Below are 20,250 nucleotides of genomic sequence, written 5' to 3'. Positions count from 1 at the left end.
GGGATCGGGGCGACCACCGAGCCGTAGTTGAGCGCGGACAGGCGGCGGATGGTCAGGTCGGACAGGGCGGGGACGCTCGGGGCGAGCGCCGACAGCAGCAGCGTGCCGACGATCCGGTTGTCACCGGTGAACTGCTTGATCCGGGTGCGCAGATCCGGGTCGACGATGCTGTCGGGCCGATGCGCGTACTGCTCGATGACCTCCTCCGACACGTTGTGGGTGAGGATCAGGTACGGTCGCAGCTTCGTCCGGTACAGCTTGTCGGCCGCCTCGAAGACCACCTTGAGGCTGTCGGTGAACGGCTTGTCGCCGCCCGCCGTGATCAGCGGGTACAGATCGCCGACCGGGATCAGGTCCCCCAGCCGCAGCTCGGCCCGGTGGTCGGCGAGCAGTTGCCCCATCAGCTTCATGCCGGTCCGGTTGCGCTGGAGCGCGGAGGACACGTGCACAAGGGTGTCCATGAACGCCGGCGAGAAGGGATACGTCAGCCGGAAGCTCTCCTCGTCCGCGCCGACACCGTCCGCGCCGCGGTCGGAGCCCAGGAGTGTGTCCCAGACCTCCTGACGGATCTTGCGCGTCTTCTCGAACTCGGCGTCGACGAGGGCGGCGGCCTCGTCGTCCTTGGGCTTGAGCAGGCGGGCGTGCGCGACCTGGGGGAGGTTGCGGTCTTCCAGCGTGATCTTGTCGAACCGGCCCGAGGCCAGATTGAGCGTGTCCTGGATGGACGCCTCGGCCGCCCCCGACACCTCCTCGCCGACCAGTTCGCGCAGGTCACGCTGGCGGGCGATGAACGAGATCACCGGGACGGCACGGCGGGCGTCGCCGCCCTCCACGAAGTTCGTGATCTTGCCGGCTTCCCGGGCCACGAACTTCTGGTCGTGGATGAGGGTGGCCAGCCACAGGATCAGCTCGTCCATGAAGAGGATCAGCCCGTCGTAACCGAGCGACTTGGCATGCTCGGCGATCACGGACAGGCCGGCGTCGAGCGAGACGAAACCGTGCTCGTCCTCGGCGGCGTTCTTCGCGAAGCCCGGCAGGAGGTGCGTGCTCGCGTCCTGGACCAGCCGCGCCCGTAGTTCGGCGGGTGTGGACGGGCTGACCAGATTGAGCGCCTGTCCGCCCTCGTGAACCTCCTCGGCGGCGAGGGCGGTGTCGAGGAGCTGAGGTGTCCAGCCGAACGCCTCGCCCCACTCGTCCTCCTCGTCCGCGGTGCCGTCGCCGCCGTCCGCCGAGGTGAGGCCCCCGATCACCGCCTGGTCGCCCAGGCGGGAGCGCATCGCCCGGATGTCCTCGAACAGGGCATCCGTCCGGTACACCTGCGGCGTCGACGCCTCGGGGTGCAGCTTCTTGACGTGGCTGACATACCCACCGAGGACCCGCTGCTCCAGGGCCTTCGCCCCGAGCATGTGATACGGCACGAGCAGGAACCGCTTCCCCTCCGTGCCGAGCCACTCGTGCTTGGTGAGCACGGGGTCCAGGTCGGTCCGTGCGCGGGCCGCCGGGGCCCCGCTCAGCAGCGCGTGCAGCACCGACATGAAGTGCGACTTACCGGAACCGAAAGACCCGTGCAGGTAGGCCGCCTTCGACGTGTGCCCGTCGAGTGCGGCCCGGATCAGCCCGAGCGCCTCGTCGAAGTTCTCCAGCAGCCGTTCCGTGACCACGTAGTCCCGCAGGGCGCGTTCGGCACCCTCCGGGGTCGTCGCCTCCGAGAGCTGGAGGACGAAGTCCGACGTGGAGATGGACTCCTTGATGTCGATGACATCGCGGAGCAGGGGCGGCTGCTGGACCATGAACGATCACTCTCCGACGGGCGGCTGCGCGGACTCGTCCGATCGTATGGCGTACCACTGACAGCGGATGACCACTTTTCGCATATGACCGACTACACGAGGGCCGGCGCCCGAGCCCCGGACGCCGGATGCACGAGCGAGCGCAACTTGTCGCGCGTCTCCGGGTCTGTCGAGTAGATGATCGTGCCGACCATGCCACGCGTAAGCAGCACCTTGTAGGTATTCCTGATGAGCCGGTCGATCTCGCTGTCCGGCGTCGCCTTCGTGAAGATCGGGTCCTTCGACGCCGACCGGTCCACGACCCAGCCGTCCGTACGCCACACCAGATCGGGCCCGATGATCACGCCCGACCAGTCGTACTCGAAGCCCTGCGCGGTGTAGACGCAGCCGACCTGCCCGAAACCGGACGCTTCGGTGGCCCACAGGGGCGCGGGCGGGGCGCCGAGGACGGACCGGTCGCCGTACACGTTCCAGGGCCGTGCCCACGGCCCGATGACGATGTCCGTGGGCAGCTCGGTCATGCCCGGGGTGACCTTGGTGGTCCACTTCCAGCAGTAGCCGGCCGACATCCGCGCGCCGTAGCCGTCCGCCCGGCGGGCGACCAGGAAGTCCTCCAGTTCCTGAGGGCTCTCGGCGGTCCGCAGTTCCAGCCGGCCGTCCGGCTCCCACTGGCCGGGCGTGCCACCCTCCAGCCCGAGCAGGTCGACGACCCACTTCTCGTACGCGTCACTGCCGCCGCAGCGGAACTGCCCGTCCAGCTCCACGACGGTGCACTCAAGTCCCTGCGCGGCGGCGGCCCGCTGGATCTCCGCCTTCGTCCCCATCTCGCCGGGCCGCACCACCTGGTGCTGGTCGAGCAGGAACACCGGCACCCGGGCCGCGTCGATCAGCTCCGCCACCTGGGGGCGGCCGGTGCGCAGTTCCGCCCTGGTGTAGCGGTTGGCGGAGGTCTTGCGCAGCCGGTGGGCCTCGTCGCAGATCAGCACGTCGAGGTCGTTGGGCTCGGCGTCCATGAAGCTGTTGAAGTACATGAACAACTTCTGCACGGCTGGCTTCCGCGCCCCGGCGACCCTGCGCATGGTCTTGGTGAATGAAGCGGACCCGGTGGCGTGCAGAGCGGTCACCCCGCGCCGGTACAACTCACCGAGCAGCGAAAGCGCGACGACGCTCTTGCCGGAGCCGGGGCCGCCGGTCACCACGACGACCTGCTTGTGGTTGGACCGCTTGGCCTTGCGTACGGCGGACATCACCTTCTCGTAGGCCACCCGCTGCTCGGCGATGAGAACGAACTGCTCCCGGTCGCGGATCTCGGCCGCAGCGAGGGCCATCAGCTGCTTCGATGGCCGGATCTTGGCGTCTCGCAGTACGTCGGCGGCCTCGGCGCCGGGCTTCGCGGCGAGACGGGAGCGCAGGAAGTCCAGGAAGGCGCCGCGTTGTTCGCCGGTGTACAGGCGGCCATGCTGGTCCTCCTTGACGCTCCGCAGACCCGCGATGCGGGATTCGGTGGCGTTGTGCAGGAACGCCACTCCGGCCAGCGACTTCGGCATCCGTTCCAGCGCGCCGTTGAACGACAGCAGGTACTCGCAGTAGCCCCGGACCTGCTCTATGGGGTTGAGCACGGCCTCCGGGTACGCGTCGATCCGGCACAGCAGCGGCTCGTCCTCCTCGGGGTAGGCCGCGCTCCACTGCTTGAGTTCGACCACGACGTACGACGGTTCCCCCGTGGTGGGGTGCACGCCGGCGAGTACGGCGTCCGCGCGCTTGCTGGTGAGGGGCAGGCTGTACTCGATGATGACCTCGACGTCGTCGAGCCCGGCCTCGATGAGGGCGTTGAGGAGAGCGGGGAGGCTGCGTTCCCACGACCGTACCTCCGCCGACGCGGGCCTCCGGCCGTGCAGATGACGGAAGTTCTCGGTCAGATGCAGCGCCAGCGACCCTTCGAGGATGCGGGCGGCAACGGACGCCGCGGACTCACGGAACAGCAAGGAAATGCCCCCAGGCAGCACGAAGAAGACTCGTGCGGGTGGGGGCATGTCCTTCGAGGTCCGCCGCGCGTTCCCGCGAGGCGGATCAGGAAGCCCGTCGGGCCGCTGAGATTGGTTCTCGCCATTCTAGGGGAGCGTGTTGATCACGGGCAGGCGATTTGTGTGGAGTGGGCCAGGGGCGGGGTGGTCGGGATGGGCGGGTGCCCGGGTGCGGCTCCGGATGGCGAGTGGTGACGTCATCTGCGCTGTCTGCTCCGGGCGTTCGCATCGGCCACGAGGGCGCTCAGCAGTTCGGCCGGAGTCAGGGTACGGAGATGGTCGGGGTCGGCGTCCCATTCACGGCCACCGGCGAGGGGGCGCAGCTGGATGTACGGGCCTTCGTTCCCTATGACCCGCCCGACGCGGTCACGGGCGGTGTCGTGGACGCTCTCGCCGACGCCGGGGAGCCAGTGGGTGTCGTCCGTCACCCGGCGATCCCCTTGGTGATTACGTCCGCGAGCATGAGGGCGATGGGCGCTGAACATACGCCGAGGTGGACGAGCGCGTACTCGGTTTCGGCCCTGCGATCGTCGGCCCAGGGGGTGCGGATGTCCATCGCGGGGAGCTGGATACCGGCCTGGGAGAGGGCGGTGGCGAGGGCGTCGCGGGCATCGAGGGCTTCCTGGTACTTGGAGGTGTGGGGAAGGTGCGGCGTGGGGGTCATGTGGGTCCTCGTCGGTGCGGTTGTCGGTACGGTTCCGCTGTTTCCACGACCCGACTGTGCTGCGTGAATTACGCTGCGTAGTCCGGTCGTTACGAGGATGCGCCCGGATGTGAGCGACCGCGCTGTGGACAGGGCTGTGGTTCACCGCCGCGCGGAGGTGGTTCCACTGGTTCCACATCGCTCACACGAACGCACGAACGCACGAACATCCCGGAAGGAGCGGCATGCCGCAACGACGCGTCATCACCGGCCGCAGCCAGGAACCCCGTCAGCGGTTCGCCGAGGAACTGCGGACCCTGCGAACCGGCAGCGGGACGAGCCTGCGGGCGCTTGGCGAACGGCTGGGCTGGGACTGGTCGTTGTTCGGCAAGATGGAGAAGGGCGAGACGCTCGGCAGCCCGGAGGTCGTCCAGGCGCTCGACACGCACTACGGGACGCCGGGGCTGTTGCTGGCGCTGTGGGAGCTGGCAGCCGGGGACCATACGCAGTTCCGGGAGCGATACCGGCGGTACATGGCGCTGGAGGCGGAGGCGGTGAGCTTGTGGCACTTCGCGGTGAGTGTGCTGCCTGGGCTGTTGCAGACGCCGGGGTACGCGCGGGAGGTGCTGGCGGCGGGCGGGCTCAAGGGGAAGGAGCTTGAGCAGCAGGTCGAGGCGCGGATGGGGCGGCGGGAGTTGCTGGAGGGGGACGACGCGCCGCCGTTCCGGACGATCCTGTCGGAGGCGGTGCTGCGGACGCCGTTGAAGGATGTGGAGGAGTGGCGGGCGCAGTTGGAGTATGTGGCGGAAAGGGCGGAGCGGCCCAATGTGACGATGCAGGTGCTTCCGCTGAGTGCGGGCATGCATGGCCTGGATAGCACTGCACTGATGTTCCTACGGCTTCCGGGTGGGCTTACCGTTGCCTATACGGAGAACGCACACCGTGGCGAACTCATCGAGGCGGACGCGCCGGTTGAGCGACTGCAGCGTGCGTACGATGCGATGCGCGACCTGGCGCTGTCCCCGGCCCAGTCGCTGAAGTTCGTCCTGGCCATCTTGGAGGAAGCACCGTGCGAGGCATCGACCTGAGTGGCGCTAGCTGGCGCAAGAGTTCATACAGCAACTCGGATGGTGGCGAGTGCGTCGAGGTCTCCGACGACTTTGCTGGTGTCGTCCCGGTACGGGACAGCAAGGTTCCGCACGGCCCGGTGCTTGTGTTCCCGGCTGCTGGCTGGGGCTACTTCGTTTCGGCAATCAGGGGTGGGCAGTTGGGCGACTGACCAGATATGGCAACGGCCCCGCGATCTGAGCAGATCGCGGGGCCGTTGGCGTGGCCGGCGGGTTACTTCTTGGTGGTACGGCGTCCTCTGGTCGCGGCAGCCGGGCGCCAGGCACGCAGGTCATCGTCGGTGAGGCCGTGCTTGCCCTGCTCCATCTGTCGGTCACCCTCGAAGAACTTGGCGGGGGTCGGGGAGAAGAGCGGATCGGGCTCGTTGTGCCACTGGGTCAGCCAGGGTTGGAGTTCCAGCAGCCCGGCGAGGAGCGGGGTGACCTCTTCGGTGCTCAGGCCCTCGTGGGTGGCGATGTACGTGTCGAGCGCGATGGCCTGATCACGGTGGTCCCAGCCCGCCCAGCCGTACAGGTCGGGGGTGGCCATGTTGGCCCGCGCGTACGAGATGAAGCGCTCCTTGGGCACGTCCAGCTTGCCGCGCGCCCGCCAGTAGGAGGGGCGCAGGAAGTCAGCCGAGGTGTACTTCGGCGGTACGGGGATGGTGTCCCGGATCTTCCGCTTGGCCGGCTCGTCCGGAGCGGCGTCCTCCTGCCGCTGCAGATCCCAGACGTGCTCCCAGTCCGCGCGCTTCTTCAGCGCGGCGGGCTTGTAGCGCAGGGGTGAGAGGAACGGCACGTGCTCGTCCGTCATCAACTCCGCGACGACGGCGGGCAGTTCCCTGCGGGGCGCGAAGATCTTGGCGACGGAGACGAAGTCCTCGTCACGGGAGAGATTGTCGATGAGTCGGGAAAGGGTGACGAGAGCAGGCGTCCCGTTCTCATCGAACCAGTGCGCCCGGTCCTCGATCCGGTCGAGCAACCAGCTTCGCAGAGCCTTCTCCTGGAGGGAGTCCCACCCTTCGGTGGCCCAACGCCGCTTGTACTCGGGCCGCTCGACCATGCCGATTGCCCGGGACGACTCGATGGCATCGATCCGCTTTTGGACGACTTCGCGGTAAGCGGCGGGCCAGTGAGCGGGAATCTCGGTGATGGGCGTGGACCCGTGCCGCTTGAACCATTCGTCACTGACCTCACCTGCGGCGACTCGACGAGCGAGCACAATCTCGAAGGCCCTTTCCCCCAGGGCCAGTTCGGGGATGTCGAGGGAGCCCGGGGCCTCGGAGACACGCAAGTCTTCCGAGTGGAGGTTGTAGAGAGAGTAGACCTGCCAGTCCAGCTCCTCCTGGAGAGCGATCATCCGGGCGCGGATGGAACGCCAGATGGTCTGTGCCTCGCGGAGGGTTGAAAAAGACGGTGTGTCCGCGGCTACGGCTGCGGGGTTAGTGCTCGCCAGTTGCTGGGCGAGAGCGTCGATGGCCTTGGCGAAATTACCTGGGAGGGTTTGTGGTAGGGGGATACGGCCTAGATTGGCTCCCTTGATTTGATAATACCGTTCCCATTCTTGTGACTTGAAGCCCTCGTTTACCCCCTGACTGCCCTTGTCGTGGCAATTCATCTTCAACCAGAAGCAAACGGTAGAGCTGTTAAGTAGGCCTAGGAGTTGTAGATGCTCCTCCTCGCTGGCCCCCTCCTTTAGTTTGATCACTGGGGCTGTGTCCTTGAAGACCTTTCCGCCTCGGTCGAGCGTGAAGTGGTTGAGGGTGGTGGTCTCGGGGATCGCGATAGAAAGTGGAATTCTGTAGCGATTGGTGAAAAACATGGAATATTCGAACCATGCAAGTCCGCGCTGGGCCTGGTCCTTGCCGAAAGCCACGCGCCTGCGCAGCGGTGTGCGGAAAGGCCAGAGTGCGCGTTGCGTTGTGTCCGAAGCCTCTGCCTTCAAGGTGGAAGCGGAGTACGGCCAAATTGACCATTTTGGATCCCAGATTAGGTAGTCGCGAACTTGGGTTCCTTCGACGATGGGCCGCTGTTCGTCAGCAGTGATATCTCTGCGTCGGAGATATCCTGCACCAACCATATAGGCGTCGTCCTCACGTGTGACGGCACCAGCGCCAATCTCCTGGGAGATTTGAGCCAGGGTGGCTACTGTCGTGGCGGAAAGTGAAGCAATAAGCTCCGACCCTCCGTCCGATAGAATCCATGGTCGCTGGCCGAAGTGAGTTTCGCGGCTCAAGTCATCGGAGGATACCCAGCGGCTTGATGAGCCGGGTCTGTCGATCTGGTTAACGATTGCATTCCAGACAAGACCGTCCGCACCGTTCTTGGGCAATGCTGGTTCGCCTTGAATAGTGCGCACCGTGCGGATCGTCTGAGAGTGAAGGTTTCCTGTGCGCCGCCTACCAATTAGAATCACCGTTGGTGTTCCATGCCCGGGGATGTAAGCGCCTGAGGTGTCGATAACTTCGGTCAGTTCAACCTCGTGCACGAAATAAGTCTCGATAAGTCGGGTACCGAACTCCCGTTTCATGAAAGAATTCGCCGTGATCTGGCCGACCGTACCGTACCCGTGCCCGCTCTCGGCGTTGCCTGATTTCGCTAGCTCGAAGAAGCGCTGCGCGAATGGCACCGACAAGGCATAGGTCCCCGCGCAGGCGTCGTACAGACTCCGATAGAGCTCGTTGAGATCCTTATCCTTTACCTGAATATACGGTGGATTCCCCACCACCACGTGATACCGCCCCGGCCGCAAAATCTCCGGGTGCTCGTCCAAGTCCTCCGTCTCGTACTTGAAGTCGGCCAGCTCATCCGCGCCCTCCTCCTCCAAGCCGTCAAACAGGTTCCCCTGCTTGTGCCGGTGCTTAATGAGCGAGTCACCCACCGCCAGATGGATCGGCCACTCGTACTGGGCCGCCTCCGCCAGCGTCCGCACCCCACTCGCCGCCATAGCCGCCACCAGCAACCGGAACCGAGCGATAGCCACCGCGAACGGGTTCAGGTCCACCCCGTGCACCGAGTCCAGCGCCTCCCGCACCCGCTCGTGCACGTCCTTCCCCGGCCGACCCTCACCCCACAGCCGCACCAGCCGCCGGAACGCACCCAGCACGAAGTGCCCCGACCCGCACGTGGGGTCGATCATCTTCAGGCCCTCGTACCCGAACTCCCGCACCGCCGGATTCATCGTCCGGTCGAGGATGAACTCCTCCACGAACTCCGGTGTCTGAAGCAGCGCGTACGTCTTCCGGGCGGCCTCGCTCAGGTCCTGGTACAGGTCGCCCAGGAACCGTGTGTCCCAGCCGCGCGTACCGTCCCCCTCCTCCTCCAGCGGGTCTGTGAAGTCGTGGACGAGAACACCGTCCTCATCCCGGCCCCGCCAGAAGTCCACCAACTCACGCGCACCGTCATGCGACAACGGAATCTGGAACAGCGGGTTGTGCCTCCGGTCGAACAGCAGCCGTCCCGCCTGCCCCGCGCCCAGTTCCTCGAATGCCCGCTCCAGCCAGCCCCGGTACGTCGGGTCCTCCGACCGTGCGACGTATTCCTCGAAGCGAGCCAGCGCCAGGTCACGCCGATCGCCCTCCGGCGCCGTCAGATACGGCTCCGGGATCAGCCCGTTGTCCTCGCAGAAGCGGACGAAGACAGTCCCCAGCACCCACGCCACCGCGACCTGCGTGACCCGCTCGTCCAGCCAGGAGTTCCAGGTGGCCGCGGTACGGCCCAGCTTGCGCGCACGCTCGTACTCGCCGCGCAGCTTCTCGCCCTCCGATACCACCTTGACCTGCTTGCCGAGGTCGGACTCGACCGCCTTGACCTGTTGCTTCAGGTCTTCCAACAGGGCCTTGCGATCGATCACTTGCCGTCTCCCTCGGTACCGTTGACACCCACGACACTCACGTCTGTCACACCGGACAGATAGTCCTTCTTCACCCACGAGTCAGGCAGGTCGATCCACTCGCCCAGGCCGGCCTGGTAGGCAACGGCCGTGTGTCCCAGCTTCGGCTCACGCCCGGGATCCGCCTGCGGTACCAGCAGCCACAGCCCGCGCCCGCCTTGGCGCGCTGCCTCCGCCAGCCGGTCGAGGACGCCCATCCCGTCGTACCGGGCGAACACGGCCACGTCGGTCAGCAGGACCGGGCCCGAACCCGCCCCCGGGGCGAGTAGTTGTCGTACCTGAGGCTCCACCGTGCCCCACGCGGTCCGGGCGTACTCGCTGAACTTCAGCGCGCCTCGTGAGCCGGGCTCCGCGACGTCCGCCTTCAGGAGTGTCTCCCAGGTCGGCTTCGTGCCCGGTGGGACCAGGGCATGCATCGATTCCAGGAAGAGTTCGGTCATCGACACCGCCTGCGCGCCCACGCGCAGGCCCCCCAGTCTCCGTACCGCCTCGACCGTACGGGCGTGGTGCACGGTCAGGACCCGGTAGCCGTCCCGCCGGGCCGAGGCCAGCAGCCTTTCGTCCGCGCGGACGCCGCTCGCCACGAGCGGGTCGTCGGAGTAGCGCGTCACCGCGCCGGCCTGCGTCGACTGACGCCAGTTCGCGCCCGTCAGATAACTGGACGCGCTGTCCATCCGCGTCGGCAGATAGCGCGGTGTCCTCGTGCCCTCGCGGGTCGACAGGGTGAGGTCGAAACCGGCCTCGCGTAGCGCCTTGGTCAACGGGCCGCCGAGCGGCAACTCGTGCGCGCTCGTACCCCGCTTGTCCCTGATGACCAGCTCCGGGAAGCGGGCCCGTACCCGCTCGTGGACGTCCTCGCCCGTGAGACCGGGCTGCCGGGCCTCGGGCACGCCCGGGATCAGCCGTACCAGGCCGGCCTGGGTGAGACGCAGGGCCCGTACCAGCGGCAGGTCGCGCGGGTAGATCTCCAGGCGAGGCGTGGCGGCTGCGTTTACCGAGGCGGCAGCGGCCAGTTCGGCCAGCCGCCGTTCGTCCCAGTCCACCGCACCGGGCGGTGGGGTCAGTGCGCCCAGCTCGCTCAGCACCGTTGTAGCCGTCGGCAGGGTTTCCAGGCGGGTCAGCCGGTCGGCGGTCCTGCCCAGGCGGGCCGCGTAGTCGAGGAGCCCCGGAGCCGTCGGGGTGTCCGGGGCATCTCCTTCCCGCACGTCCAGTGCGAGAAGGCCCGCCGCCAGTACGTCCTCTGTCGCTCTGCGGTTGGCCTGGTGCTGGAACTCCGCCTCCTCCGGCTGGAGTTGTTCCACCTCCACAACGGCCCGCACCGCAGCCAATGCCAGCGCGCGCCGCTGTTCGCGTTCCGGCAGCTGCGTACCGCGGCGTACGGCGAGCGCGTCGGCGATCTCCACGGCGGAGGCGACCCGGCCGAGGTCGACCAGCAGGCCGATGATCTCATCCCGCAGAGACAGGACCGCCGGGTGCTTCTTCCACCGTTTGCGTTCCTCCTTCAGCATCTGCGGGATGCGCCCGGCGGACAGGCCGAGCGCTTCCGCGACGTCCTTCTGCTTGGGCCAGACGCCGATGCCGGGCAGCTCTCCGTGCTCGTTCGGCAGCCGCAGCAACAGCCGTACCATCTCGACCTTGTTGCTGTTGGACCGGTTGTTGTTCAGCTCCGGGACAAAGAGAGTGGCGAGGGTGTCCAGGCTCACCGAGCGGAGGGCGGACTCCGTCAGGCCCGCGGCTCCCTCACTCATGGCCAGGGCTCCGGCGACCGCCGATTCGGTGGCAGTGAGCTGGGCCAGCTCTTCCTTCGCCTCGGCGCGGCCCTTCGGGGTGAGCGGGGAGAGCGGTGCCTCGCGCAGCAGCCTGCCCCACTGGCGCTGGCGGCGCTGCACCTCGGTGCGGGTCTTGGTGCCGAGGCCCGGCGCGTTGAGGAGCTTGCTGCGGCTGTAGTCGAGGAGGCCACCCACGGTGGTGATCTCGAGGCCGTAGAGGAAGGACTCGGCGGCCGGGGTGAGACCGGCCGCGGACAGATGGGTATCGCGGGTGACCGCGGCCGCCAGGCGCTCACGCTGCTCGTCCGCGGTGAGCGGCTCGGCGTCTTCGATCGTCACCGCGCGCTCGCCGACCGCTGTCTTCTGAGGTACGGGCTCGGGGTGGCGGGAACGGTGGCTGGACGGAATCGTCTGCGAGGCGTCCAGGAAGATCTTCTTCCAGGCGTCCCGCATCGGCTTCAGCTCGGGGAAGCGCTTCGCCGCGTCCCGGTGCAGGGCCTTGCGGAAGAAGGCGACCAGGCCGTCCCGTACGGCAGGCTCGAAGGCGTCGGCCTGGACCGTCGGATACGGGAGCGCCTTCGGGTCCGTCATCCGGGGCGGGACCGAGCCGTCGCCCCACTTGGGCAGTTCCCCCGAAGCCATCTGGTGCAGGGTGACGGCGACCGCGTACCGCTCGGCGTGCGAGTCGTACGCGGTCCGGGTCAGGGTGCCGATGAACGGGTCGAGGTAGCCGTCGGTGCCGGCCTCGTAGTCCTTGGCCGGGTAGCCCGCCAGGGAGAAGTCGATGAGGACCAGCTCGCGGGTGCGGTTGGGGCGGATGCGGATGGCGATGTTGTCCGGCTTGATGTCGCGATGCCAGACGCCCTCGCCCTCCAGGAAGTCCACGGCCCCGAACAGGTAGTCGCCGTACGCCTCGAGCTGGTCCATCTTCAGACGGCCGTGTTCCCGCAACTGGCGCGCGACCGTCTCCTCGCGGCGGCGGGTGCGTGTGCCGGTGCCGGATTCGGCGGACTCGGCGTCCTGGTCGGCGGTCTCGCGCTCGTCACCCACGTACTCCAGGGCGAGGACCGTACGGGGTCCGATGCGCAGGGGTTCCGGCTCGACGAGCCGGATCACCCGGGAGTCGGGCCGCAGCCGGTTCATCACCTCGGCCTCGTGGACCAGGACCTGACCTCTGCCGTCCGAGAGGCCCACCTTCAGGACAGCCAGCGGGCGGGTCCTGCGCGCATCGGCCTGGAGGTCGCGGACGAGGAAAGCCCGGCTGGTGGAGCCCGTGCCGAGGCGGCGGCGCACTTCCCAGCGTCCTCCGAGCACATCGCCGGCCACCGCTTCGAGGGGGTCCTTCTCGGGGTCCTCGGCCGGTTCGGGGTCGGGTGCCGAGGCCGGCGCGGTCAGGCCGTCCTCGACGATCTCCAGCATCTCCAGGAACTCGTCCACCGAGGACAGCCGCTGTCCGGGCCGGTAGGCGGTCGCCGCCTGTACCAGGAAGTCGATGTCCTCGGAGAGGTCGTCGACGAGCGAGCTGGGGCGCAGGCCCTCGCCCGCCTCCAGCCGTGCCAGCAGCTCGGCCTGGCTCGCGGCCGGGGCCCTGCCGGTGACCAGTAGATAGGTCAGAACGCCGAGGCCGTACACGTCGAGGTAGACCGGGTCGGCCTTGAGGGCGGTCAGCTCCGGAGCGAAGTAGGGGTCGGAGCCCTCCGCCAGATGCATGGACGAGAGGGCGGTCGGCGCGAAGCGGGTCATTCCCTGTCCGCTGTCGCCATCGGTGCCGGAAGGGCGCTGGGTGGCGATCTGCCAGTCCGAGATCTCCAGGCGGGGAGTGAGCCAGGCGGTGTCCTCCCCGACTGTCTGTCCGCGGCGGCCTCGGTTGCGGGGGACCACATGAACGGCGCGGGCTGCCAGCGCACGGTGGTGGATGCGGGCGGAGTGCGCGGAACGCATCGTCTCGGCGAGCTGACGGACCAGCGCCATCCGACCGAGGATGTCGAGGGCCTTGCCGTGCTGGAGCAGGTACTCGTCCAGGCGGAGCGTGCGCGGGTCGTAGTCGAAGATCAGGGCGGGGCCCGCGGAGTGCCCGGACGGGTAGTACTGCTTGAGCTGGACGACGCCCGGGTGCTTGAACCGCTGCAGTACTGCTGCCTCACGACGGGCCGCGTTCTCCACCGACCGGCGGATCGACGCGTCCGATCCACGCTCGCTCAGATAGACCCGGACGCGAGCGATCTCGGGCAGCTCGCTGTGGCTCGCCTTGTAGTCGGCCCAGGTGGGGCCCGAGTCGAAGGACTTGCGGTCCAGCTCGTATGGGCCGACCTTGTATTCGGCGTCACTGCGCCGGATACCGATCCGTTCGAGCGAAGTCCTGATCTCACGGGATTCGACGGCTGTGATGCGGCGCCGCTCGTCGCGCGGAGGCTGCTTCAGCATGGTGACCAGCTCGTCGACGCTGTGAACGCCGTTCTGGTCGTGGGTGGGCAGGCGGACGCGCAGACCACCGTCGGTGAAGCAGACGGCCTCGCCGACCCACACCCGCCTGCCGTTCTGGCCGAGCAGCGTGGCCAGCTCTTTCGCCTTCTTGTTGACCAGGTGGAGCGGGTTGCCGTGCGGGCGGCGGTGACCGCTGGGGGTGGTCTGGACCCAGGTGCCGTTCTCGCTGGTCACGGAACCGTGCCAGTCCTTGAGTTCGATCATGTACACGCCGCCAGGGGTGACGACGAGGAGGTCGACCTCCCGGACGTGGCCGGTGTGGGCGGTGAATGTGAAGTTCGACCACGCCCGCCAGGGATCGGCGTCCGGCAGTTTCTCCCGGATGGCTTCCAGGCCACGGCGCTCATGGTCGAACTCGGACTCGGTGACCGTGCTCCACCGGCCTTCCCGCATGCGCCGTCCCCGCCCCTTGGTTCCGTCCCCGGTCACTGTCCGTTCGTGGCATTGCGTGCCGTTACCGCCACATCACAGACCTGATGAATCCTAGCCGTGGCCTACGACAGCGGGGGAGCCGTGCACGCGAGGTTCTGCGGGGACTGGACAGCGCCCAGGTCCGCTTCGCCCCGCCTGAAGCGCCGCGAATCACGGAAGGCGTGAAAGGGTCGGAACTGCTGACTCCGGAGGTCGTGCTCATCCTCGGGTACCAAGGCCGCGTCAGGAGACGACACGGGGTTCGCCAGGGGTCAGGCGGTCCCCCTCTCGTGTCCAGACTGTAGTGGCGTCCCCAGTGGGGCAGCAATGGGGGTCGGTCTGGCGGTACCACTTCTCGTGTGCAGTGATCCGGCCGGGCGCGAACTCCAGTCCGACGAGCGCGGTGATGTATGAGGCGGACTTCTGCCGCGGCGTGATCGCACCGATCGCGGCGAGGTTGTCGCCCTTGCGGGTGAACACGACGTATGCAGCGACGAGTTGCCCGCTCATCGTGGCCCCGTTGTCATCACACGCCATGTAGATGGCTGCCTCGTCGCGCTGGTCACCGTCGGTGTCGCCGTACTTGATCGTGTTCCCGCCCTGGATGCCCACGGTGCCCCAGGTCCGGGATGTGGCCGTGGCCTCGCCCTCGGCATTGAGGTGTACGAGTCCCGGGACATCGCAGAACTCTCCCGGAACGGGGGTCTTCGCCCAGTCCACATCGTGCAAGTCGGCCGGCGCCGGGCCGACGATCACCGGGCCCTGCGCGGGCGAGGGCGACGGGGAGACGGGCCCCGGGGCGGCGGGTGAGGGGGTGACGGGTGGGACGGGCGGCGCCGGGCGGGGCGAGCTGCATGCGGCGGTAAGCAGGAGAAGCGTGAGCAGCGCGATGGACGGGGCGCTTGGGCGCCGTAAGCCGCCTGCCATGTGTCCTCCGTTCTCGTGCGCTCAGGCGCACGGCGGGTCGTACGCTCGGTTGGGGAGGTACTGGTGCCACTGTTCGCGGGTGATGCGAGGGGACTCCGCACACAGCCGCCGCAGGATCGCGACCCGGTCCACGCTCCACAGCCGCGTGCCCCGATCGCCGCTGACCGCGAGAAGGCTGCCGTCCGGGCTGAACGCCAAGGTCGCCTGCGGGTACAGGCCGCCGCTGCTGAGCGAGGCGATCTCGACGAGGCGGTCCGGGTCACTGACGTCCCACAGCCGGATGCCGCCGTCCGTTGCGGCACTGGCCGCGAGCGCGCCGTCGGGGTGATAGGCGAGTCCTGTGATGGTGCCGGCGTGCCGCGCGGCAGTGGCCCTGCGCGAAGGCTGTCCGGGACGCGAGACGTCCCAACTGGTGATCGCCCCTCTGTCGTCACCGACGAGCAGGGTGCGGCTGCGCGGGCCGAAGACCAATGCGGTGGCCTTTCCCCTCACCATGGCGATGTCTGCCGCGACGGTGGGCCTGATGTTCCGGGCAACGTTCCAGAGTCGTACGGCTCCCGCGTCGGTCGGCGCAGCGAGCAGCCCACCGTCCGGGCTGAAGGAGATTGCCTGACGGTCGGCCATGGTGCCGTCGAGCGTGTCGACGAGGATGGGCCGTGTCCGGTTGTCGACGTCCCACAGCTGTACGGTTCCCAATTCAACCTGTTCAGGTGCCATGGGCCCTGCTCCCGTCGCCAGCAGCGGAAGCGCGGGGTTCAGGCTGATGCCCTGCGCACCGAGCGAGCGCGTGGCCTGTGAGGTCAGCTTCCGCGGGGCCGCCGAGTCGGCGATGTCCCACGCGACCACAGGCAGACCGGAGAACAGAGTGTGGCCGTCCGGGCCGAAGGCCGCAGCCTGACCGCCGGCGTTGAACGACTCCACGGTGGCGGCGAGGTGTGGTCCGGTGCTGTCGTTCATCCTCCACACGGTGGTGGGACTGCCACCAGCGGCCAGCAGGTGGCTGTCGGCACTGAAGGAGGGTGGAAACGATCCCTTCACCGGCAGGGTCGTGACGGTGGAGGTCCGGTCGATACCCGACACGGCCCACAGCCGTACCGTATTTTCGGGAGGAATCTGGGCGTCCGGCGCCAGCTTCTCCCGGTTGCCGGCGATGGAGGCAAGTGTCTGCCCATCAGGGCCGAAAGCGAGGCCGAAAACGGATGCGAATGCCGGGTAGCCGGTCAGGCGCGCACCGGAGCGGGGGCGGAAGGGATCAGAGACGTCCCACAGAGTGATCACGCCGTCGCTGCCGCCCACGGCCAGGACAGTCCCGTCCAGAGAAAACTCCATGCTGCTGACGCCGTCGCGGCCCTGTGCGTTCAGGTCCGAGCGGATGGCCGGACGGGTGGGATCGTCGATGTCCCACAGCCGCACCCGGTTGTCTCCACCGCCGACCGCCAGAGTGCGGCCGTTCGCGCTGAACGCGGCGCGGCCGTCGGTGGCGAACACACCGTCGGACGGCGAGGTGACGGTGGCGGCTCGGGTCAGCCGCGCGGAGCCGGACAGGATCCACAGGCCCAGTACGGCGCTCGCACGCGCCTCCGTGAGGATCAGTGCGCCCGTAGGGCTGGCCGCGATCGTGTCGGGGGGCAGGGATCCCAGGGAGCGGGGCCGGGAGGGGTCCTGGACGTCGAGGACGGACCCGCCCGCCCGAGCCAGGACGAGGAGCTTGCCGTCGGGGGCGAACACAAGTTCATTCGTGCCGTCCGCCGCCGCAGACACTGCCCCCAGGGTCCTGGGACTGTCCGCCGACGTCACGTCGAGCAACCGCACCCCGCCGTCGGCGTCGCCGACCGCGAGTAGCCGTCCGTCCGGGCTGAACGCGACGGTGGCGACGCTGCCGTCCAGGTCCTCCAGCGAGGCGCGGAGTGCGCCAGTTGCAAGGTCGTAGAGCCGGACCTGGTCGTCGGCCACGGCGAGGAGGCCCTCGCTGCTGTACGCGACTCCGCGGACATCGCCCTTCCCGTGGATGACGCGGGGAAGACTGCCGCTGTCGACGAGTGCCCCCGTCGCCTCGGCTGTCGGAGCGAGTCGGTAAGCCTGGACCAGCAGTTGGCGGGCCAGGTCGGGCTGGGTGTCGCGGATCGACGAAGCCTCCGCGACGAGCTGGCGGGACAGGGCTACCAGGGTCTGGGATCGAGCGGTGTTGCGCTGGGTGTACGCCGTGACGCCTCCGGCGAGTGCAACCAGGAGCAGGGCGATGAGCACGGCGACGGTCGACCACACCAGGCGCATCGTCCGGCTGTGCCGGCGTACATGGTCGCCGATCACCTCGTCCTTGGACCTTCCCGTGATCGGGGCTGCGAACTCCGCTACGCACTCGACCAGCCGCGGGTCGGCCGCACTGGCCTGCTCCGGGCTGTGCAGCCAGCGCAGGTCGACCCAACGGGGCTCCTGGTCGAAGATGCCGTCCATCTCCTCGCACGGGAGGGCGTCGGTCCTCGACCAGTCGAAGGACGTCCGCGAGTCGTCCCAGACGAGCGTGCCGTCGGTCCACCCGATGAGCAGGGTGTCCACCGATCGGTGTGTGAGCCACCAGCGGATCTCCTGCCTCACCCACGGAGAGGCGGCAGCCGAAGGGCTAGCCATCACCACGAGCCACCGGGACCGGGACAGTCCCTGTTCGATCTCGCGCCAGAGATGAGGACTTGCCGCGAGGTTGGTCTCGTCCCGGAACAGCTTCAGGCTTCTCGGCCTGTACCAAGGACGGTCGAAGCCCTGCAAAGCGCTCTGGAAGGCTTTCGCGATGCCCTTGTCCCAGGCGTGGCTGTAGGAGATGAAGGCGTCGTAGATGACTGCCTGGTTTGCATCTCCCCGCCTTGCGTCTGTCTTGCCGTCGATTGCCTCGCTGCGTCTGCGGCTCACTTTCTCACCCCGCCTCCGGGATGTTCACCGCAGGTTCCGGCCACAGCCGTTGGCCGGTCTGGGCGCTCCACTCAGGCCGAACCTGCGCCAGACGACTTGGCGGGAACCATTCTTGACGGCGAGTGTGAACTCCCTCAACTGCGGGACGGTGACCTTTGCCTCGGTGAACTGGGCAATGCGCCGGTAGCACGGGAGAACAGTGACGCTCGCCGCGCCCACGGGAAGCCGCGAGGCCGGGCGACCCAACTGACTTCTCATCGGCTCACCCGCTCCCCCCAGCGCGTCCGCACCATGAGCCCCCGGCCACATGTCGTACTTTCAATTCCCTTGTCAGGGTGAGGGAAACATCGCGCCCATGGGGATAATGCCGCCGCCTGCTCCACATTCAGGCGGCGCGTGGCCGTCGCCCGCAGGTTCAACACCTTTACCTGTGGAGCTTTTTGGTCCCGCCCGGAGGCTGTTGGCGATATGTTCGTAGTTCCCGGTCAGCTCACCGGGAGGTAAATCGCACGGTGGCTCGAGGGACCGGTGGGAGTGGATGAGCACAACGCAGCCCGGTGGGGGACCGAACCGGAGGTGGAGGATCCTGAGGGGCACGACGTTCCGGCTGATGAGCGCGACGGTCATCGGCGCGCTCACCGGGCTTGCCGTCTTCAGCCTCACACAGGTCACGAGCCGCATTTTGTTTGCCATCACCGGTGGCATCTCGGGCGCGGCGGCGGTACTGGCGGTCCAGTGGTACCAACGTACCGCCCGGCTCACCGAGGTGAAGGTCACGGTCCCGCAGTTGAGCGAGCTCACCTTCGCGGTCAACAACGACTCCCGCCAGGTGGCCTGGCAGATGTTCGTGGAGACGGTGACGAGGGTGTCCACCCAGCCGCTCGCCAGTGACCAGGGTGTGGTCCGGGAGGCACTCACCTCGATGTACGGGCTCTTCGCGACGACGCGCGAGACGCTCAAGACCAGTCGCCCTTCCGCCGCGGTCCCGGGCGGACAGACGGTGGAGTACCTGGCCATCACTATGCTCAACCAGGCACTCAGGCCTTTCCTGTCCCACTGGCACCCTCGCCTGCAGGAATTCGAGAGGGACCACCCTGACGGCCCGGAGTCCGCATGGCCGGAGAACGCGGACTGCAGGGCCGCGCTGCGAGAGGTCCAGCGCGACATCTACGACTACGCGGTCGGTTTCGCCCGCCTCGCCGGTGTGCGTGAGCCCGAGACGCTGATCGGAATTGTCCCCGCCCCCCGCTCTCCCGACGACGAGCCCGGCGGCAACCACAGCCCTGTGGCAGGCAGCGGCACGCGTGCCCGCCATTGAAGCGCCGTCTTGTGGAGGCCAGGATGGAGACAGAGGGTCGGCAGGCCGACTATGACGCGTTCATTTCCTACTGCCATGCCTGGGACAAGGACATCGCGAAGGCATTCCACGGCCAACTGCGGTCCTTCGGCCGGCCCTGGCACCGGTCACGAAACCTGAAGCTGTTCCGGGACGCGACCAACCTGGCGGCGAGCCCACAGCCGGACTTGATCGGGGTCTCCTGCCGCGCATCCGCTAGGTAGCGCTTCGGGTAGTTCAACCCAACTGATCGGTCCCACTCCAACACAGGGGGAATGTTATGCCTTCCAGTCAATCCTCGTGTTTACGTTGGCGGTCCTTCTGGCGCCCCCGCGGATCGGGGGCGGCTCGGACCGCGCTGCTGGTCTCGGCTCTGGCGATGGTGTTCGCCGGCGGATGCGACGGCACAAGCGGGGCAACCCCAGCGGCCTCCTCGCCCGCCTCATTTCCGCCCAGCCCGCCGGCTGCCGCGCGGTGCGCCGGCACGGTGCTCGATCACCGGGACATCCAGCATCCGGACCTCGGTGCGGTCCGCGTATTCCTGGTCAGGCGGTCTGCCTCCGGCGAGCCCGTCGGGTGCGTCGCGGCCGTCACCGGCAGCGGTCGCGCACTGGCGACCACGGACGTGGACATCTACGAAAAATCCCTGCGCTTCGCTGACCCCGCAACCGATGCCACCAAGAACACCTTCGTGATCTACAACCCGGGGCGCTACGACGGGGTGCTGGTGCTCGTACCCAACGCGGACGGATTCGAGGACATCGGCTGGAGCGATACGACGGATCACTACGGAGGCGGGAGGTTCGCCTATTACAACGCACGGCTCGCCGGTCCCGGCGAAGACGGTCGATACACGATCAGCCGTTCGAGCAATTCGTGCGATCCCACCTGTGCCGAAGGCGCCACGGCGATGGTGACGTTGCGTTGGAACGGTCACGATTACCTACCGGCCGAATGATGCCGA

13 protein-coding genes are annotated in these 20,250 nt (G+C 67.8%); 5 read left to right on the top strand and 8 right to left on the bottom strand.

Going from position 1 to position 20,250, the window contains the following annotated elements; translation table 11 throughout:
* The 4 genes from ACFRKB_RS36585 to ACFRKB_RS36570 all read right to left on the bottom strand — a co-directional run.
* The coding region (locus ACFRKB_RS36585; RefSeq protein ID WP_383110925.1) for a DUF6079 family protein at positions 1 to 1,790 on the bottom strand (1,790 nt) is incomplete at its 3' end.
* Positions 1,791 to 1,882: 92 nt separating this feature from the next.
* Positions 1,883 to 3,823, bottom strand: a complete 1,941-nt coding sequence (locus ACFRKB_RS36580) for a DNA/RNA helicase domain-containing protein (RefSeq protein ID WP_383110924.1) — start codon at positions 3,821 to 3,823, stop codon at positions 1,883 to 1,885.
* A 188-nt stretch (positions 3,824 to 4,011) separates the two neighbouring features.
* The gene (locus ACFRKB_RS36575) at positions 4,012 to 4,242 is read right to left on the bottom strand and encodes a hypothetical protein (protein ID WP_383110923.1); all 231 of its coding nucleotides are present in this window, start codon (positions 4,240 to 4,242) and stop codon (positions 4,012 to 4,014) included.
* Positions 4,239 to 4,478: a hypothetical protein gene (locus ACFRKB_RS36570; RefSeq protein WP_383110922.1), complete on the bottom strand. Its 240-nt coding sequence runs from the start codon at positions 4,476 to 4,478 to the stop codon at positions 4,239 to 4,241. Before ACFRKB_RS36570 ends, ACFRKB_RS36575 begins: the two co-directional genes overlap by 4 nt.
* Positions 4,479 to 4,702: 224 nt before the next feature.
* On the opposite strand from ACFRKB_RS36570, the gene ACFRKB_RS36565 reads away from it, so the two are divergent.
* Together ACFRKB_RS36565 and ACFRKB_RS36560 are read left to right on the top strand one after the other, a co-directional pair.
* Positions 4,703 to 5,545, top strand: coding sequence for a helix-turn-helix domain-containing protein (locus tag ACFRKB_RS36565; protein WP_383110921.1), 843 nt, complete (start codon positions 4,703 to 4,705; stop codon positions 5,543 to 5,545).
* A complete protein-coding gene (locus ACFRKB_RS36560; protein WP_383110920.1) occupies positions 5,527 to 5,736 on the top strand; it encodes a DUF397 domain-containing protein in 210 nt (69 codons plus the stop codon). The genes ACFRKB_RS36565 and ACFRKB_RS36560 overlap by 19 nt, the downstream gene beginning before the upstream one ends.
* 62 nt (positions 5,737 to 5,798) lie before the next feature.
* Here ACFRKB_RS36560 and pglX read toward each other — a convergent pair whose 3' ends face one another.
* The 4 genes from pglX to ACFRKB_RS36540 form a co-directional block, all read right to left on the bottom strand.
* The gene (gene pglX, locus ACFRKB_RS36555) at positions 5,799 to 9,416 is read right to left on the bottom strand and encodes a BREX-2 system adenine-specific DNA-methyltransferase PglX (protein WP_383110919.1); all 3,618 of its coding nucleotides are present in this window, start codon (positions 9,414 to 9,416) and stop codon (positions 5,799 to 5,801) included.
* A complete protein-coding gene (gene pglW, locus ACFRKB_RS36550; protein ID WP_383110918.1) occupies positions 9,413 to 14,101 on the bottom strand; it encodes a BREX system serine/threonine kinase PglW in 4,689 nt (1,562 codons plus the stop codon). Before pglW ends, pglX begins: the two co-directional genes overlap by 4 nt.
* A gap of 261 nt (positions 14,102 to 14,362) precedes the next feature.
* Entirely contained in the window at positions 14,363 to 15,046 is a 684-nt protein-coding gene (locus tag ACFRKB_RS36545; RefSeq protein WP_383110917.1) for a hypothetical protein, read from the bottom strand.
* A 21-nt stretch (positions 15,047 to 15,067) separates the two neighbouring features.
* Positions 15,068 to 17,950 carry a toll/interleukin-1 receptor domain-containing protein gene (locus ACFRKB_RS36540; protein WP_383110916.1) on the bottom strand — a complete coding sequence of 961 codons (2,883 nt, stop codon included), beginning with the start codon at positions 17,948 to 17,950 and terminating at the stop codon, positions 15,068 to 15,070.
* Between the two features lie 610 nt (positions 17,951 to 18,560).
* Between ACFRKB_RS36540 and ACFRKB_RS36535 the strand changes: the two genes are divergently transcribed.
* From ACFRKB_RS36535 to ACFRKB_RS36525, 3 genes are all read left to right on the top strand, one after another.
* The gene (locus ACFRKB_RS36535) at positions 18,561 to 19,268 is read left to right on the top strand and encodes a hypothetical protein (RefSeq protein WP_383110915.1); all 708 of its coding nucleotides are present in this window, start codon (positions 18,561 to 18,563) and stop codon (positions 19,266 to 19,268) included.
* A gap of 23 nt (positions 19,269 to 19,291) precedes the next feature.
* On the top strand, positions 19,292 to 19,510 hold the full coding sequence (locus ACFRKB_RS36530; RefSeq protein WP_383110914.1) for a hypothetical protein: 219 nt from the start codon (positions 19,292 to 19,294) through the stop codon (positions 19,508 to 19,510).
* Between the two features lie 155 nt (positions 19,511 to 19,665).
* Positions 19,666 to 20,244, top strand: coding sequence for a hypothetical protein (locus tag ACFRKB_RS36525; RefSeq protein ID WP_383110913.1), 579 nt, complete (start codon positions 19,666 to 19,668; stop codon positions 20,242 to 20,244).
* The last annotated feature ends 6 nt before the right edge of the window (positions 20,245 to 20,250 follow it).

It is taken from the genome of Streptomyces scopuliridis, assembly GCF_042790125.1.
Taxonomy (GTDB): Bacteria; Actinomycetota; Actinomycetes; order Streptomycetales; family Streptomycetaceae; genus Streptomyces; species Streptomyces scopuliridis_A.
This window is presented reverse-complemented; position numbering and strand designations above follow the sequence as displayed.